Annotated in this window: 11 protein-coding genes; 2 read left to right on the top strand and 9 right to left on the bottom strand. The window is 70.0% G+C overall.

What is annotated here, in order from left to right; genetic code table 11:
* Positions 1-337: 337 nt before the first annotated feature.
* Positions 338-1,429, top strand: a complete 1,092-nt coding sequence (locus CcI49_RS21470; protein WP_054568967.1) for a nucleotidyltransferase — start codon at positions 338-340, stop codon at positions 1,427-1,429.
* Positions 1,430-1,528: 99 nt separating this feature from the next.
* Here the strand turns inward: CcI49_RS21470 and CcI49_RS21465 are convergent, their stop codons facing one another.
* The 3 genes from CcI49_RS21465 to CcI49_RS21455 form a co-directional block, all read right to left on the bottom strand.
* A complete protein-coding gene (locus CcI49_RS21465) occupies positions 1,529-2,857 on the bottom strand; it encodes a PH domain-containing protein (protein WP_054568968.1) in 1,329 nt (442 codons plus the stop codon).
* Positions 2,854-3,339 (bottom strand): PH domain-containing protein, encoded by a 486-nt coding sequence (locus CcI49_RS21460; RefSeq protein ID WP_116437466.1) that lies wholly within the window; start codon positions 3,337-3,339, stop codon positions 2,854-2,856. The genes CcI49_RS21465 and CcI49_RS21460 overlap by 4 nt, the downstream gene beginning before the upstream one ends.
* Positions 3,340-3,601: 262 nt before the next feature.
* Positions 3,602-5,986: an MMPL family transporter gene (locus CcI49_RS21455; protein WP_076828885.1), complete on the bottom strand. Its 2,385-nt coding sequence runs from the start codon at positions 5,984-5,986 to the stop codon at positions 3,602-3,604.
* Between the two features lie 500 nt (positions 5,987-6,486).
* Between CcI49_RS21455 and CcI49_RS21450 the strand changes: the two genes are divergently transcribed.
* Entirely contained in the window at positions 6,487-7,197 is a 711-nt protein-coding gene (locus CcI49_RS21450; RefSeq protein WP_235498195.1) for a hypothetical protein, read from the top strand.
* Between the two features lie 111 nt (positions 7,198-7,308).
* On the opposite strand, the gene CcI49_RS21445 is transcribed toward CcI49_RS21450, so the two are convergent.
* From CcI49_RS21445 to dnaK, 6 genes are all read right to left on the bottom strand, one after another.
* The gene (locus CcI49_RS21445; RefSeq protein ID WP_076828883.1) at positions 7,309-8,229 is read right to left on the bottom strand and encodes a pseudouridine-5'-phosphate glycosidase; all 921 of its coding nucleotides are present in this window, start codon (positions 8,227-8,229) and stop codon (positions 7,309-7,311) included.
* 56 nt (positions 8,230-8,285) lie between these two features.
* The gene (clpB, locus tag CcI49_RS21440) at positions 8,286-10,898 is read right to left on the bottom strand and encodes an ATP-dependent chaperone ClpB (protein WP_054568973.1); all 2,613 of its coding nucleotides are present in this window, start codon (positions 10,896-10,898) and stop codon (positions 8,286-8,288) included.
* A 253-nt stretch (positions 10,899-11,151) separates the two neighbouring features.
* Positions 11,152-11,742, bottom strand: a complete 591-nt coding sequence (locus CcI49_RS43485; RefSeq protein ID WP_076828881.1) for a helix-turn-helix transcriptional regulator — start codon at positions 11,740-11,742, stop codon at positions 11,152-11,154.
* A complete protein-coding gene (gene dnaJ / locus CcI49_RS21430) occupies positions 11,739-12,917 on the bottom strand; it encodes a molecular chaperone DnaJ (RefSeq protein WP_054568975.1) in 1,179 nt (392 codons plus the stop codon). The genes CcI49_RS43485 and dnaJ overlap by 4 nt, the downstream gene beginning before the upstream one ends.
* A 172-nt stretch (positions 12,918-13,089) precedes the next feature.
* Complete coding sequence (gene grpE, locus CcI49_RS21425; RefSeq protein WP_054568976.1) at positions 13,090-13,935, bottom strand: nucleotide exchange factor GrpE; 846 nt, start codon at positions 13,933-13,935, stop codon at positions 13,090-13,092.
* Positions 13,932-15,764 carry a molecular chaperone DnaK gene (dnaK, locus tag CcI49_RS21420; RefSeq protein ID WP_054568977.1) on the bottom strand — a complete coding sequence of 611 codons (1,833 nt, stop codon included), beginning with the start codon at positions 15,762-15,764 and terminating at the stop codon, positions 13,932-13,934. The genes grpE and dnaK overlap by 4 nt, the downstream gene beginning before the upstream one ends.
* Between the last annotated feature and the right edge of the window lie 901 nt (positions 15,765-16,665).

Genomic DNA, 16,665 nt, shown 5'->3' with positions numbered 1-16,665 from the left:
CGACACCCCCCGAACGTGCCATTGGTGCTGGTCAAGGGCTTCCCCTTCACCTGTCAAGGGTGGTATTCGTGAAGACCCCTCAGGGGCGGGGTGTCGGCGATCCGACAAAGTTTCTTCGTGGTTTCGTGGACAGCCCGGCTCGGTCGGACACGCCGACGCCACGAGCCCCCTGTTCAGAACGTGACGTCCTGGGGCACCATAGGAGCTGATGTCGCCACCGGTAGTCGGTCGCCCAACGGTCGGCCGGTCCGGTTGAGGCATCCGCGACGAGTGGGGCCGTCGTGGCTCGGAAGGGGAACTCGCACCTTCGCGTCACCTGCGTCTGGAGGTCTGCACGATGAGCGTGGATGCCCGTAGGGAGGTTCCGGCCGGAACCCGACCGAGCGAGGTCACGTACGACCACCTGATCATTCCTCCGCACTGGCGCCGGCCGGCGGGTTCGGCTCCCGGGGCACCCAACACGCTTTTCCCGCGTGGCGAGCAGACAACCGCGCCGCCGCCCGGGCCCGCCGTGACAGGCGCGTCGCCGATCAACCCGGTCACCGGGCCGATGACGGGCCCGCTGCTCGTCGGCACCACCGCACGTGCGTTCGCCAAGCTGGACGATCTCGTGCGGCTCAGCGAGAACGATCGTGCGGTGATCGACGAACGGCGGGCCGAGGCGGAGCGGGCCCTGCGGTCGATCTTCCCGCCGCGCTGTGCCCTTCCGCTCGTGGGCGTGGCCACCATCGGTTCCGCCGGGCGCGACACGATGATCCGCCCGCTCGACGAGGTGGACATCTTCGTGGTCTTCAGCGCCGCGAACAGCGCCTGGAAGCGTTTCCGCTGGGATTCACGCGATCTTCTCGTCTGCGTCCGGAACGCGATCGGTGGCGACCGGGTGCAGACGATCGGCACCCGCGGGCAGGCCCTGCGCATCGTGTACGACGCCGCGCCCGACGTCCATCTGGTGCCTGCCTTCGACCACCCCCGTGCCGGCTACGTGATCCCGGACAGGGTCGGCGGCTGGTTGCCGACGCGCCCGGAGCGCCATGCCAGCTGGACGATGGACCTCGGGCCCCGGGTGATCTCAGCGGTCCGGTTGCTCAAGGCGTGGAACCGGGTCTGCGGGAGCCACCTGCGGTCGTTCCACATCGAGGCGCTCGCCGGGCAGGTGCTCGCCGGCCGTGGGCTCAACACCCGCCAGGGCCTCGCCGAGGTCTTCCGGTACATGGACGAGATCGGCCTCGCCGTCGGCGATCCGTCCGACATCCGGGGTGACCTCTCCAGCTACCTTCGTCGGGACGATCTCGACGACCTGGCGGTGTTTGTTCGGCAGGCGCGTGACTTCTCGGCCCGCGCGGTCGCGGCCGAGCGGGCCGGCAGGCACGAGGAGGCTGTGAGCCTGTGGGGAACCATCTTCGGGCCGGAGTTCCCGACCTTCGGGTGACATCTCACCGAGCCTGCCGAGGTCCTGTTCGCTATTGAGCCTTTTCCGGCTCACAGCCGTCACCGAACGCCGCGAGTCCGGGTCGACGATGGAAAAGGCTCATTCTCCGGGCGTGGTCTGCTCCGGCCCGAGCCGGGAGCGTTCCGCCTGTTCGGCGGCAAGCTGGCACGCCTCCCGCGCGTCCCGTAGACGTGCCTGGATTCGCACCGGGCCGCCGGTGGAGTCCAGGTGGACGTCCGCGAGGCCCAGCAGACGGGGCAGCGGTCGCGCGACCAGCTGAATGCTCTGAACCTTGTTGTGCGGGATGATGTCGGTCCGTTGCCAGAGGCGTCCGGAGCGAGTGACGAAAACCTGGTCGTCGTGGCCGCAACGGAGCTGGCGCCAGCGGAACGGCGCCAGCAGCCGAGCACGGCCCGGTGGCGGCAGCAGCTGGACGTCCGCCAGGTTCACACCGGGCAGCAGGCGTTCGACCAGCATCACCGCCTGGGCCCGGGGCGCCACCGGCAACAAGGTGCTTCGCGCGTCGCCAGCGACGTTTACCTGGACCTCCACCCAGTCCGGCCAGCGCCACAGCGGTGAGCTGTGCAGCCGGATCGCCTGCACCCGACCATGCGGAACGGTGTGATGAGCGCGATCGAGCAGGCCGCCTCGAATACGCAGACCGTCCGGCGATTCCGACACGGTGAACAGGTAGCCGCTCGCGAAACGACGGAAGGACGTACGCCAGACACCGACGAGCGCGGGCGTGACCGCCACGAAGCCGGCGAGGGTTCCCGTGAAYAGCGCCGGCGTGACAAGCAGTACGGCGGCGGCGAGGGCCAGCCACGGTCCGGGAGAAAGCGCGATGGACGCGGCCAACCGTCGCGGCGGGACGATGGTGAGCGGGCGTTCGGGCGCCTCGCCCGCCTCGGGGGCGATTCCGGCGGCGCGGGCGAGCAGCTCGGCCCGCAACGTCCTCGCCCGGTCCAGCGACAGGTAGCTCAGGCTGGTGACCGATTCCTCGTCTCCGTCGTGCGCGCCACCGAGATCCAGCCGCAGCGCGGCGAGCCCGGTCGCGCGGGCGATCAACGACTGGGTGATCTCCACCGACTGGATGCGGTCGAGACGCACGTCGCGGAAACGTTTGACGAGAAGGCCGGTTTCCAGCCGGATGCTGTCGGCCCCGACCCGGAAGCGGGTGAACCGCCAGGCGCAGTATCCGTAGGCGGCGGCCGAGGGAAGCAGGACCGCGAGAGTGGCCAGCACGCCATGCGTGCTCAGTTCGTCGGCGAAGTTCCTCAGCACGCTCGCCGCGACGGCCGCGACCAACAGCCAGCCCCGCAGGAGCGGTGTCAGGGGGTGCAGGTGCTGATACCCGTCACCCTGGCTGGCGGACGGGCCGGTGGCGTGGTTCGGGTCGGCGGCGTGGTCCGAACCTGCTGTGGTCAAAGCCCGGCTGCCCGGGAGCGGCCGCGCGCGGCCAGTGAGTCCCGTAGCCTCGCCGCCTCGCCCGGCCCCAGCCCGGGGATGACCGCGTCCGTCGTGGCTGCGGCGGTGTGCAGGCGTACCTGGGCCACCCCGAACCGGCGAGAAAGCGGGCCGGAGGTGACATCCACCAGCTGCATCCGGCCGTAGGGGACCACGACCAGCCTGCGGACCAGCACGCCGTGCTGGATGAGCAGGTCGTCGTCGCGTTCGGCGTAGCGCCAGGCCGCCCACGCCCGGCCGATGGACCGCCAGGCCAGGGCGGCCGCCGCAAGCGGGACGAACCCGACGAGAAGGCCCGGAAAACCCAGGAGGCCGCCACCGGCGAGCGCGGCGAAAACGCTGAGCGGGAGCGCGACGGCGGCGAGCAGCAGGCGGCGTAGTCGCCGGAGCTGGGGTGACAGTCCAGACCAGCATTCCGGTGGAACCCGCCAGATGTCCGCCATCGCTGCGCTGTCCGGGGCAGGGCGCGCAGCGGTGTGCATGTGGCAACCATAAGGTCTGCACGCCGGGCTTCCAGCTCATTTTCGCAGTGGTAGTCACCGTGTGGCCGGCATTGACCAATCTGACTACGGATTGGCCGGAACGAAACCTGCGCGCATGGTCTGTTTGTGTGCGTTCAGTAAGCCTTTTCCATCTCACGGTGCACGGTCGAGGACGCCGCCGGTCCGAGTCGGGGGCCGGTCCGAGTCGGCACGAAAACGAGGCTCAGTCGTCTCGGCCGGTCCTCGCCGGCGCCCCGTCCTGGGAACGCCGGCGGCCGTGCTCGGGCGGCGCCGGGGCGTTGTGGTGACGGTGGTCGCTCTGGAGGTCGTCGCCTTGAACGTGGTCGCCCTGAAGGTGGTCGTGCTGGAGGTCGCCGCCTTGAACGTGGTCGCCCTGAAGGTCGTCGTGCTGGAGGTCGTCGCCCTGAACGGCGTCGTGACGAGGGCTGTCGTGCGCAAGCAGGTGGACTTCGGTGAGCATGTCGTCCACAGCCACGGAGCCGGTGGGGGCCGGGTGGACGTCACCGGCCGCGCGGGGTGCCGCGGCGAGGGCCGGGTGGCTCGGCCACCACACGGCGGGGCCCACGTCCAGGGCGAGCGCCGGCACCAGCACCGAGCGGACGACGAGCGTGTCGAGCAGAACCCCGAAAGACACCAGAAAGCCGACCGCGGCGAGCTGAACCAGAGGGAAGATCATAAGTACCGCGAAGGTGGCGGCAAGAACGACTCCTGCCGAGGTAATCACCCCGCCGGTTACCGCCAGTCCGCGGCGGACGCCCGCGGCGTGCCCGATCTGCCCCGCCTCTTCCCTCACCCGGGTCATCAGGAAGATGTTGTAGTCGACGCCGAGCGCCACCAGGAAGATGAAACCGACCAGCGGGAGCGCCGGGTCGATGCCCGGGAAATGGAAGAGGTAGCGGAACGCCAAAGCGCTCGCGCCAAGAGCGGCGAAGAACGACAGCACAACCGTGGCCATGAGCAGGACCGGTGCCACGATCGCTCGCAGCAGCAGCCCGAGGATCAGCAGCACCACCAGGAGGACGACCGGGATGATCACGCCGCGGTCGCGGATCGCGGCATCGCGCACGTCGAGGTTCACCGCGGTGTTCCCGCCGACCAGGGCGTCGGCGCCGGGTACCGCATGGACCGCGGTGCGGAGAGCCTCCACGGAGTGGAACGAGTCGGTGCTGTCGGGTGGCGAGTCGAGCACCACCAGAAACTGCACCAGCTCGGACGTCCGACCGCTTTCAGTCGCTCCCACCACTCCGGGCGTCGCGCGGACCGCGGCGGCCACCTCGTCCGCGTGAGCCGCGTTCGCGACGACGAACGTGGGTGCTGTGACGCCCGGGGGGAAGCTCTGCTCGGCGAGGTGCTGACCCTTGACGGATTCCACCTCGTTGCGGAAGGCCTGGTCCTGGCGGAGCACGCCGGGAAGCACGCTCATGCCGATGACCAGCGCGCCCAGGACAGCCGCCGTCGCCAGCCAGATGCGGCGCGGGTGCCGGGCGATCGCGGCGCCGGTCCTGGCCCAGAAACCGGTTCGCTCGATCTGCTCGATGTGCTCGGGCTTGCCCAGCTCCGGTACGAACGGCCAGAACAGACGCCGACCGCCGACCACCATCGCCGCCGGGAGCAGCGTCAGCATGGTCACCACCGCGACGAGGATCCCGAGCGCGCAGACCGGACCGAGCCCGCGGTGCGAGTTCAACGTGCCGAGCAGCAGACAGAGCATGCCGATGATCACGGTTCCGGCGGAGGCCAGAATCGCCGGCCCGGCTCGGTGCAGCGCTATCCGCATGGCGGTGGCGGGCTCGGCGTATCTGGTCAGTTCCTCTCGATATCGCGCGATGAGCAGCAGCGCGTAGTCGGTGCCCGCGCCGAAGACGAGTACCCGCAGCATGCCCGAGCTCTGGCCGTTGACCGTGAGATCGGCGTGTTTGGCCAGCAGGTAGATCAGGCCGGCGGCCATCTGGTCGGCGATGCCGACCGAAAGCAACGGCACGATCCAGAGGAACGGGCTGCGATAGACCACGAGCAGAATCACAGCCACGATGGACGCCGTGACGAGCAGCAGCGCGTCCTCAATTTTCGAGAACACGTCGTAGGTGTCGGCGAGGAGGCCGGCCGGGCCCGTGACGGCGACGGTGAGGCCGGGGTTCCCCGCGGCGGTGCGCTCGGCGATCTCCCGCATCTTCTGGACGTTTGCGGTGAAGCGGTCGGCGTCCTTGTCCTGCGGCATCGGGACTGTGATCAGTGCTGCCCGCCGATCACCTGACGGAATGACCGCGGGTAGTTGGGTCGTCGCGAACCCCCGCAACTCCGTGCGCAGCACGTCGGCGGCGGCCAGATCTTGGTCGGTCAGCGTGGTGTCCCGGTGCAGAACGACCACCGCAGGTACGGAGTCTCCGCCGGGAAGTTTTTTCTGCGCTTCCAGCAGACGGGTCGACTCGGCATCCTTGGGAAGGAATGCGGAGGCATTGTTGGTCTGCGCCTCGGTGAGCTTGAAGGCGAGCGGACTGATTGCTATGCCGGCCAGCAGCCAGCACGCGACGATCAGCCAGGGGAACAGCCGCGTTGAACGCGCGGCGGCGCGACGCGGCCGGATCATGCGGTGCCCTCTCCTTCGGTCTCCTCGCCGATGCTGCCAGCTCGGAGCGTCTCGCGCGCGTCGCGTTCGATGATCTGTTCGCGCGATCAGGGGGAAGCGGCGGCCGACTGTTACGGAATGTGCGCAGGTGATGGCCGGATGTGGTGGAGGGGTCGTAATTAGCTGACAATCTGCGCTCCGTCAAGGGCGGTACCGGGTTCCTGATCCGGCGGACCGCTGTCCCGACAACGACCCACCACATCGACCGACGGCGGCATTTTCTGCGGCATTGTGGAAGAAGGACGCCGTGGCCCGTCGCGGGACGCGGTGAAATCTTCCGGCTCGACCATCAGAATTCGGGCCGTCGTTGTCAGGGGGTCTGACTGATGGTTGTGTGGGGCGCCGGTCGGCGACTGGCGGATTCCTTGCTCCCCGATGGCGCGGACACGATTACGGGCCGCCGGGACTCCGTGGCGGGGCCATGGCGTCGCGGAACCGCGGCCCTCGCCCGTGGCGGTCTGGTGATTGCCGTCGCGGCTTTGCTGGCGTCCTGCCAGGGCGGTGATCTCACCGCGTTCAATCCGCCGGGACCGCCTGGCGCCACCGGCACGCCACCTGCTGTCCCGGCGTCGCCCGCGTCCGCCGAGGTGCCGCTGGACGCCGAAGACTACGTCCTGATGGAAGGGGAAATCACAGCTGGTTTCACGGCATCTCCGCCCGCCGCAGGGTCAAATTCGGAGGATATTTCGTTGGGTTCGGTCGGGCAGTGCCTCGGCATCTCGGGCGATCATCTCGACGACTATCAGGACACCGCCGACGGTCCCAAGTTCACCAGCGAAGCCGACGCCATCGTGGCGATATCCTCAACCGCGTCGATCGTGTCCACCGAGACGGCTGCCGCACATCTCGAGCTCCTCAACAATCCGCGGTTCGGCGAGTGCTTCGGCCAGGCGATCCAGCAGCAGTTCGACGCTGTCTCCGAGCCTGGAAGCGAGATCAAGGTCGTCGCGGTCGAGACACCGCAGGCCCCCTCCGGGGCACGCGTGCTGCTGCGGATGAGCGTGAGCGTGAAGGCTGGCGGCGAAACGCTCGGACTCGTCCTGGACAGCCTCTTCCTCATCGAAGGACAGGTCGAGGTGATCGTGACCTACTCGAATGTCGACAACAACCCGGCGGATGTTCACCTGCAGCGGATCACGGACCAGATCGCCGGCAAGCTCCAGCTCCAGTAGGGAGATGCCAGCCCCGGCCGGCAGGCGCCAGCCCCGGCCGGCACGCGCCAGCCGGGGCCAGCAGGTGCCGGCAGGTGCTGGTACGCGGGCCGGCCCGTTGGACACCGTCGATCAGCGTGACGCCCAGGCCACCGCGATCTCGGCGGCCACCGCCACGTTGTTCCGCACGACAGCGATGTTGACCTCAAGGCTCGCACCGGCGGTCTCGGTGTGGAAGGTCTCCAGCAGGAACGGGGTGACGGCCTTGCCGCGCAGGCCGATCTTGTCCGCCTGCTGCAGCGCGGTGCGCAGAACGTCGTCGTGGATGGCCTCGTCGAGGGCCTGACCTGCCGGCACCGGGTTCGCGACGACGATCGCGGACGTCAGGCCGAGGCGATCTCTGACCGCCATGGCCTCCGCCACCTGCGCGGCGCCATCCACCTGCCAGTCGAGCCGATGGCCGGTGGACGGGAGGTAGAAGCCGGGAAAGTCCGAGGTGCGCCAGCCCAGCAACGTGATCCCGAACGTCTCGAGGCGTTCGATGGTCGCGTCGATGTCCAGGATGGATTTGACGCCCGCGGCTACGACGGTGATCGGTGTGGCGGCCAGCGTCGGCAGGTCCGCGGACTCGTCGAAGGTCTCGGCCGCGCCGCGGTGCACACCGCCGAGACCGCCGGTGGCGAACACCCGGATTCCCACCCGGGCGGCCAGCACGGAGGTGGCCGCGACCGTCGTGGCGCAGGTGAGACCCAGCGCCGCGGCGGCCGGCAGATCGCGTACGGATGCCTTCGTGACTCCGGGGTCGCCGGCGATCCGCCCGAGCGTGTCGTCATCCAGCCCCACGGTGGGCACGCCATCGATCACGGCCACCGTGGCGGGGGTGACGCCACGGTCGCGCAGCATCGCTTCCAGCTCCACCGCCACGGCCCGGTTACGGGGGCGCGGCAGCCCATGGGCGATCAAGGTCGACTCCAGCGCGACCACCGGCGAGCCGGTAGCCAGCGCGGCCTCGACCTCGGCGGAAACCGACAGACCTGCAACCTCCCGCGCCACCCGTCGACCCTACGCGGAGGGGGCCGGAGGGGACTGGCGCGGGAGGCTCGGTCAGATCAGATGGCTGGCGCGCTGACCGCGGGATGCACGGTCAGTGCCGACCGCTTCGGGTCGACGTCGACGACGACCTCGTTACCGTCCCTGATCTCACCGGCGAGGATCTCGCGAGCGAGCTGGTCCCCGATCGAGGTCTGAACCAGCCGGCGCAGCGGCCGCGCCCCGTAGACCGGGTCGTAGCCCGCGTCGGCGAGCCAGCCCTTCGCGGCGTCGCTGACGGTGAGATCGATGCGGCGGTCGGCGAGCCGCCGCCGAAGCCGGTCGATCTGGATGTCGACGATCCGGGTGAGGTCCTCCCGCCCCAGCTGCTCGAAGACCAGGACGTCGTCGAGCCGGTTGAGGAACTCCGGCTTGAAGGCATCCCGCACGGCCACCATGACCGAATCCCGGCGCACCTGCGGAGGCAGCGTCGGGTCGGCGATGAAGGCCGATCCGAGGTTCGAGGTGAGGATCAGGATCGTGTTCCGGAAATCGACCGTGCGGCCCTGGCCGTCGGTCAGCCGCCCGTCGTCGAGGACGGCGAGCAGCACGTCGAAGACGTCCGGATGGGCCTTCTCGACCTCGTCGAGCAGGATCACGCTGTAGGGGCGGCGCCGGATCGCCTCGGTGAGCTGACCGCCAGACTCGAAGCCGACATACCCCGGAGGAGCACCGATCAGCCGGGCCACCGAGTGCTTCTCGGCGTACTCGCTCATGTCGATGCGCACGACCGCCCGCTCGTCGTCGAACAGGAAGTCAGCCACCGCCTTCGCCAGCTCGGTCTTGCCGACACCGGTCGGCCCGAGGAACAGGAACGAGCCGGTGGGCCGGTCCGGGTCGGCGATGCCGGCCCGCGCGCGGCGGACCGCGTCCGACACGATGCGCACGGCGTCGTCCTGCCCGATCACCCGGCGGTGCAGCTCCTCCTCCATCCGCAGGAGCTTGGCGGTCTCGCCCTCGAGCATGCGACCGGCGGGAATGCCCGTCCAGGAGGCGACGACCTCGGCGACATCGTCCGGACCGACCTCCTCGCTCAGCATCGCGCCACCGGGGGAGTCGGAGCCGGCGAGCGCGTCCGTCGCCGCCGCGAGCCGCTTCTCCAACGTCGGGATGGTGCCGTAGCGCAGCTCGCCGGCCTTGGCGAGATCGAGGTCGCGCTCCGCCATCTCGGCCGCGCGGCGGGCGTTCTCCAGCTCTTCCTTGATCTTCTGGACCTCGGAGATCGAGTTCTTCTCGCGCTGCCAGCGCGCGGTCAGCGCGGAGAGCTCCTCGCGCTTCTCGGCGAGCTCTCGCTGAAGCCGCTCCCGCCGCTGCCGGGAGGCGTCGTCGTTCTCCTTGGACAGCGCCATGTCCTCGATCTCGAGGCGGCGCACCGCGCGCTCGAGCTCGTCGACCGCGACCGGCCGGCTGTCGATTTCCATCCGCAGCCGGGAGGCGGCTTCGTCGACCAGGTCGATCGCCTTGTCCGGCAGGAAGCGGGCGGTGACGTAGCGGTCGGAGAGCGTGGCCGCGGCGACCAGCGCGGAGTCGGTGATCCGCACGCCGTGGTGGACCTCGTAGCGCTCCTTGAGCCCGCGCAGGATGCCGATGGTGTCCTCCACCGAGGGCTCCCCGACCATGACGGGCTGGAAGCGACGCTCCAACGCCGGGTCCTTCTCGATCCGGGAGCGGTATTCGTCCAGCGTCGTCGCGCCGATCATGCGCAGCTCGCCGCGGGCCAGCATCGGCTTGAGCATGTTGCCCGCGTCCATCGCGCCTTCGGCCGCGCCGGCGCCCACGACGGTGTGCAGCTCGTCGATGAAGGTGATGATCTGGCCTTCGGCCTCGCGGATCTCGGTGAGCACCGAGGTGAGGCGCTCCTCGAACTCCCCGCGCAGCTTCGAGCCGGCGACCATCGACCCCAGGTCGAGGGAGACGATCCGCCGGCCGCGCAGGGATTCGGGAACATCGCCGGCGGCGACCCGCAGGGCGAGCCCCTCGACGATCGCGGTCTTGCCGACGCCGGGCTCACCGATCAGGACGGGGTTGTTCTTCGTGCGCCGGGAGAGCACCTGCACCACCCGGCGGATCTCGGTGTCCCGACCGATCACCGGGTCGAGCTTGCCCTCCCGCGCCCGCGCGGTGAGATCGATGGAGTACTTCTCCAGCGCGCGGTAGGCCCCCTCGGGATCACGGCTGGTCACGCGCCGGGCACCGCCGCGCACGCGGTCGAACGCGCCGCGCAGGGCATCCGCGGTGGCCCCCGTGTCGGCGAGGATGCGCGAGGCCTCGCCGCCTTCCTCGGCCAGCGCCACGACGAGGTGCTCGACCGAGATGTACTCGTCGCCCATCCGCGCGGCCTGCCGCTCGGCGTTGTTGAGCACGGCGACGAGCTGGCGCGAGAGCTGAGGCGGCGCGACGTTGGCCCCGGCCGCCCGTGGGAGCCGGCCGACCGCGGCTTCTGCGCGCGAGCGGACCGCCGCCGCGTCGGCGCCCACGGCGTCGAGCAGTGCGGCGCCAACACCGTCATGCGCTTCCAGCAGCGCCGTCAGCAGGTGCAGTGGGTCGACGAGCGGGGATCCGTCGCCGGTGGCACGGCTGATCGCGGAGGACAGCGCCTCCTGCGAGCGGGCGGTGAGACGGTCAGCGTTCATGGCGATCCCAGTGTCTCGGAGCGATCCGGTGTCAGGCGGCTCCGGTGGTGCCGGACCCGCGTGATTGGTCCTGTGTCGGCGGGGTCGGTCGACTCCGCTCTTCTCCGGTAATGACACTCAGCATACCTGAGTCATTCCCACTCAACTCTTACTGCTGATGGTGCTGCTGCTGTGTCGGTGGCCGGACGTCGGTGTCGGCAGCGGTGGCGGTGGCGATGCTGGCGGTGCTGGTGGCGGTGCTGGTGGCCGGACGTCAGCGGCGGTGGCCGGGACGCCAGACCACTACCGCACCGCGTTCGATGGGAACGAGGTCACGCCGATGGCTCGCATGCGCCTCGGCGACCCGTCGGTCGGCCTCGACACGGGCCGCGGCGAGCTCTTCGGCGAGCTGGCGAACCTGGGCCTGCAGCGCGACGACCTGCGCTCCGAGATGGAGGATCTGCCGGATGCCCTCCAGGTTGACGCCCTCCTCCTGGGAGAGCCGCTGTACCTCGCGGAGCAGGGCGACATCGCGGGCGGAGTAGCGCCGACCACGGCCTGCGGTGCGCCCAGGCGTCACCAGGCCGAGCCGGTCATAGGACCGCAGCGTCTGCGGATGCATGCCGGCGAGCTGCGCCGCGATGGAGATCACATAGACCGGCGCGTCATCGTCGTGGGCAGGGCCGGCGGTGGGACCGGGGGGCTGGTAATAGCCGGTGCCCTGCCCGTCCCCGGGATGCGGGGGAGCCGGCGGCCTGCCGGCGGCCGGGCCGCCAGATGGCATGCCGGTACCCGGTCGGGATCGGCCACTGGACCCGCGCGCCGCCTGGGGCGGATCGGAAGTACGGTTCGGGCGCGCGTTCATGACCGGCCCTCCATCTGGGCTATCAGGGCTTCACGGGGATCCTCGGGATGTGCCCGCGCGAACTCCTGGAGCGCGGTCCGTGCCTTCGGGGAGAGCTCGGACGGTCGGGGAACCGTCACCTCGAGGGTCACGATGAGGTCGCCGTTCTCTCCGCCGGGGCGGGGCACACCACGACCGCGGGCGCGCAGCCGCCGGCCGCTCGACGTCCCGGGCGGCACCTTCACGGTCAACGGTGTCCCGTCGATGGTGGGCACCTTCACCGAGGCGCCGAGCGCGGCCTCGGTGATCGTCACCGGCAGGATGATGGTCAGGTTGTGACCCTCCCGCCCGAAGACCGGGTGGCTCTGGACATGCACGGTGACCTCAAGATCACCTGCTGCTCCGCCGCGCTCCCCCGGAGAGCCGCGTCCACGCACGCGCAGGCGCTGCCCGTTGCTGACTCCCGCCGGAATCCGGATCCGCTGCTCGCGTTCACGGCGGCCGGTTCCGTGGCAGTCCGGGCACGGGTGGTCGATGAGACTGCCCTTGCCCAGGCAGTCCCGACACGGCTCGGAGAGCGCGAAACCGCCCTGGGAGCGGGAGATCACACCGAGACCTCGGCAGACCGGGCAGGTTCGCGGCGTGGTTCCCGGCCTCGCGGCGGTTCCGCCGCAGGTCGTACAGGTCGCAGCCCCCGGCAGCCGCACCGTTGCCTCGAGACCGGTCAGCGACTTCTCGAACGAGATGGTCACCTCGGCCGCGATGTCGGCGCCACGGCGGGGGGCCCGGCCGGGGGCCGACCGCTGGAAGAGATTGTCGAAGATCCCGCCGAGGCCACCCCCGCCGCTGCCATTCAGGAGATCATCGAGATTGATCCCGGAGGTCGGCCCGTAGCCGCCCGGGGCGCCGAACCCGCCCATGCCACCGCGCCCGCCGCCCGCGCCCGGGTAGGCCCCGGACGCGAACAACGCGCGCGCCTCGTCGTACTCACGACGCCGGGTCTCGTCAGAGAGGACGTCGTAGGCTTCGGAGACCTCCTTGAACCGTGCCTCGGCCTTGAGATCTCCGGGGTTCTTGTCGGGGTGCAGCTCGCGGGCAAGCTTGCGGTACGCCTTTTTGATGTCGGCCGCGGACGCGTCCTTGGGGACACCGAGAGCGGCGTAGTAGTCCTTCTCGACCATGTCGCGAACACTCACGGCGCCCCTCCTTCCGTCTTGATCGAGCCCGGCACGCGGGCGTCGGAAGCGTCCAGGCGTGCGGAGCCACCCGGCCGCCGGTCAGGTCGGAGCGGGCCGACCCGCCCGACGCGAGGCGTCGGGCGGGAGGCACGCGAGCGGTCGATCGGCATGCTTCTAGTAGGCCATCTCTTCAGTCGGCGCTGACGGTCGGGCCCCCGCGGTCCGGCCCGGGAATGCTGCCGGTGTCGTCCGGCACGGACGCGTGCTCCCTCCCGGGAGACGCGCCGGGCACCGGCTGACCCTCGTCCGCACGTGTCCCGGTGGACCCGGTATCGCCGGCCTGGACCGATCCGCCCTCATACCCGCTGCCGTCGACGTCCGCGCCGGCGGCACCGCCCTCGTCGGACGGCTCGGCGACCGCGACCTGCGCGGCCCGCAGCACCGTGTTTCCGCGCCGATAGCCCGCGCGGAAGATCTCAACGCAGGTCGTCTCGGACACGTCCGACCGGTAGGAGTGCAGCAGAGCGTGGTGCAGGTGCGGGTCGAATGCCTCGCCCGGGGCTCCGAAGCGCTCCAGGCCGGTCGACTCCAGCGCCGCTTCCAGGGACTCGGCGATGGCCTTGAACGGGCCTTCGAGATCGCCGTGGTCCCGCGCGCGACCGATGTCGTCGAGAACCCCGAGCAGGGCGGTCAGCAGCTTGGAGACCGCCTGGTCGCCGGCCGCCTCACGCTCCCGGGTCGCCCGGCGCCGGTAGTTGTCGAACTCGGCCTTCAGCCGCTGCAGGTCGGCCGTCCGCTCGCCGAGCTGCTCGTGCAGCGAAGCGACCAGCTCGGTGTCACCGACGCCGACGCCAGCGACACCGGCCGAGGCCGGGCCGGCAGGCTCGGCGCCAGCGGCGGCCTGGCCGGCCCCGGCGCGGACCTGGCCCGTCTCCGGATCGATGCGGCGCCTGTCCTTGACGATGGGCTCCTCCGGGCCGCCGTCCCCGCCGGCCCGGCTGTGGTCCAGCCGGTGCTCGTCGTGGGAAGGGGTCACTTCGGGTCCTCCTCGTCGACGATCTCGGCGTCAACCACGTCGTCGTCGGTCTGGCCCGCGCCCGGAGCACCCGGGCCGGCCTGCGCACTGGCGGCCTGGGCGTACATCGATTCGCCCATGGCCTGGCTGGCCTTGGTGAGCTCGTCCGCCGCCTCGCGGATGGCGGCGATGTCGGTCCCGGCGACCGCCCCGCGCAGCGTGCCGAGCTTCTCCTCGACGTCGGACTTCACGGTGGCGTCGATCTTGTCGCCGTTCTCGGCCAGGAAGCGCTCCGTGGAGTACACCAGCGACTCGGCCCGGTTGCGGGTCTCGGCCTCCTCGCGGCGCTGACGGTCCTCCTCCGCGTACTGCTCCGCGTCCTGCACCATGCGGTTGATGTCGTCCTTCGGCAGCGCCGAGCCGCCGGTGATCGTCATCGACTGCTCCTTGCCCGTGCCCAGGTCCTTCGCGGACACGTGCACGATGCCGTTGGCGTCGATGTCGAAGGTGACCTCGATCTGCGGCATGCCACGGGGCGCCGGCGGCAGGCCGGTCAGCTCGAACATGCCCAGCTTCTTGTTGTAGGCGGCCATCTCGCGCTCGCCCTGGAAGACCTGGATCTGCACGGAGGGCTGGCTGTCCTCGGCGGTGGTGAAGATCTCCGAGCGCTTGGTCGGGATCGTGGTGTTCCGCTCGATCAGCTTGGTCATGATGCCGCCCTTGGTCTCGATGCCGAGGGACAGCGGGGTGACGTCGAGCAGCAGGACGTCCTTGACCTCGCCCTTGAGGACACCGGCCTGCAGGGACGCGCCGACGGCGACGACCTCGTCGGCGTTGACGCCCTTGTTCGGCTCCTTGCCGCCGGTCAGCTCACGGACGAGGTCCACGACCGCGGGCATCCGGGTGGAACCGCCGACGAGCACCACGTGGTCCACATCGCTGATCTTGATGCGGGCGTCCTTGACTGCCTGCTGGAACGGGCCCTTCAGGCGGTCGACGAGGTCCTGCGTCATCCGCTGGAACTCCGCGCGGGTCAGCGAGACGTCCAGGTGCAGCGGGCCTTCGGCCGAGGCGGTGATGTACGGCAGGTTGATCGAGGTCTGCGTCGACTGCGAGAGGTTGATCTTGGCCTTCTCGGCCTCCTCGCGCAGGCGCTGCAGCGCCATCTTGTCCTTGCCGAGGTCGACGCCGTGCTGGTCGTTGAAGGTCTTGATGAGGTGATCGGTGATCCGCTGGTCCCAGTCGTCACCGCCGAGCTGGGTGTCACCGGAGGTCGACTTGACCTCGACCACACCGTCGCCGATCTCCAGCAGGGAGACGTCGAACGTACCGCCACCCAGGTCGAAGACCAGGATGGTCTGCTCCTTCTCGCCCTTGTCCAGGCCGTAGGCGAGGGCGGCGGCGGTCGGCTCGTTGACGATGCGCAGGACGTTGAGACCCGCGATGGTGCCGGCCTCCGTGGTCGTCTGGCGCTGCGCGTCGTCGAAGTAGGCCGGGACGGTGATGACCGCGTCGGACACCGGCTCGCCCAGGTAGGCCTCGGCGTCCCGCTTGAGCTTCTGCAGGATGCGGGCGCTGATCTCCTGGGGGGTGAACTCCTTGGAGTCCACCTTCATCTTCCAGTCTGTGCCCATGTGGCGCTTGACCGACCGGATGGTCCGCTCCACGTTCGTCACGGCCTGCCGCTTGGCGACCTCGCCGACGAGCACCTCGCCGTTCTTCGCGAAGGCCACGACAGACGGAGTCGTCCGGGAGCCCTCGGCGTTGGCGATCACCGTGGGCTCTCCACCCTCGAGCACGCTCACGACGGAGTTCGTGGTGCCGAGGTCGATACCGACCGCTCGTGCCATGTCTGTATGCCTCTCGATCATGCAGGCCCGCCTGGTGGAGACCGGCGGGACGCTCTTGTTGGTGTGAGCCCCGGACCCGGCTCCAGCGCCGAGGCACGGGGTGCGTGCGACTGCGTGGTGCCTGGTCCTACGGGCTCGCCGCACGCTCCTCGCGTCGGAGTCAAGCGCCCGGATTCGACTTGAGTATGGTCCGCTCAGGATGAACGAACCTAGGATAGCCCGACGAACCTGAGTCTTGTCCACTCAGTTTTTCTCCGCCCGCCCGACTGTCGTGATCGGACACCCCGGGGGTGACCATACGTGACTCCGGTATCGCTCTAGGGCACTCGTGGGCTGCCTGGACGAACAGCTCGCGGTCCGGACCGCGCCGCGGACAGGTTCCGGCCCGCGGGACCGGCGTTCGTCGGGGGTCAAGATCCTCACATCTACGAGGTCCGGCTTCGGTCTTCGGGCTGCCGCCTCTGCCGTTGTCGCCGAGCAAGAAGTGAGAATCCAGGCTGCTGGAGCAACCGAAATCCGCACTTCTTGCCGATTGTCAAGCAACTTCCCGCCCCTTTTTGCACCTATTGGGGCGAATTGCGCCGGTGCGGTGCGGTGCGGCGCGCGCGGGATCCCCGGTGGGTCGCCGTGCGGCGGGTGGGCACGGCCGCCAGGTCAATATCGGTGGGCCGGATCCGCCACGTGGACTGCGGGAGCGGCACGAGGCGGCCGTCGTCGACGGTGACGATGTTTCGCGGCTCGCGGCTCGCGGCTCGCGGCTCGCGGCGGCCGCAGACGCCAGGCGGACAAACGGACCACAGGCGCTCATGAGGCGGTGCGGACGCGCGGTGTGGCTGGTGCGCAAGCCACTACGCCGCGTCCAGAGCCGCCGCTGGCCTCAGACAGCCTGGGTCGGGTGCGG

Source organism: Frankia sp. CcI49 (assembly GCF_001983215.1).
In the GTDB taxonomy this organism is placed as follows: Bacteria; Actinomycetota; Actinomycetes; order Frankiales; family Frankiaceae; genus Parafrankia; species Parafrankia irregularis.
The sequence above is the reverse complement of the archived record's forward strand: the minus strand, read 5'-3'. Positions and strand labels throughout refer to the sequence as shown.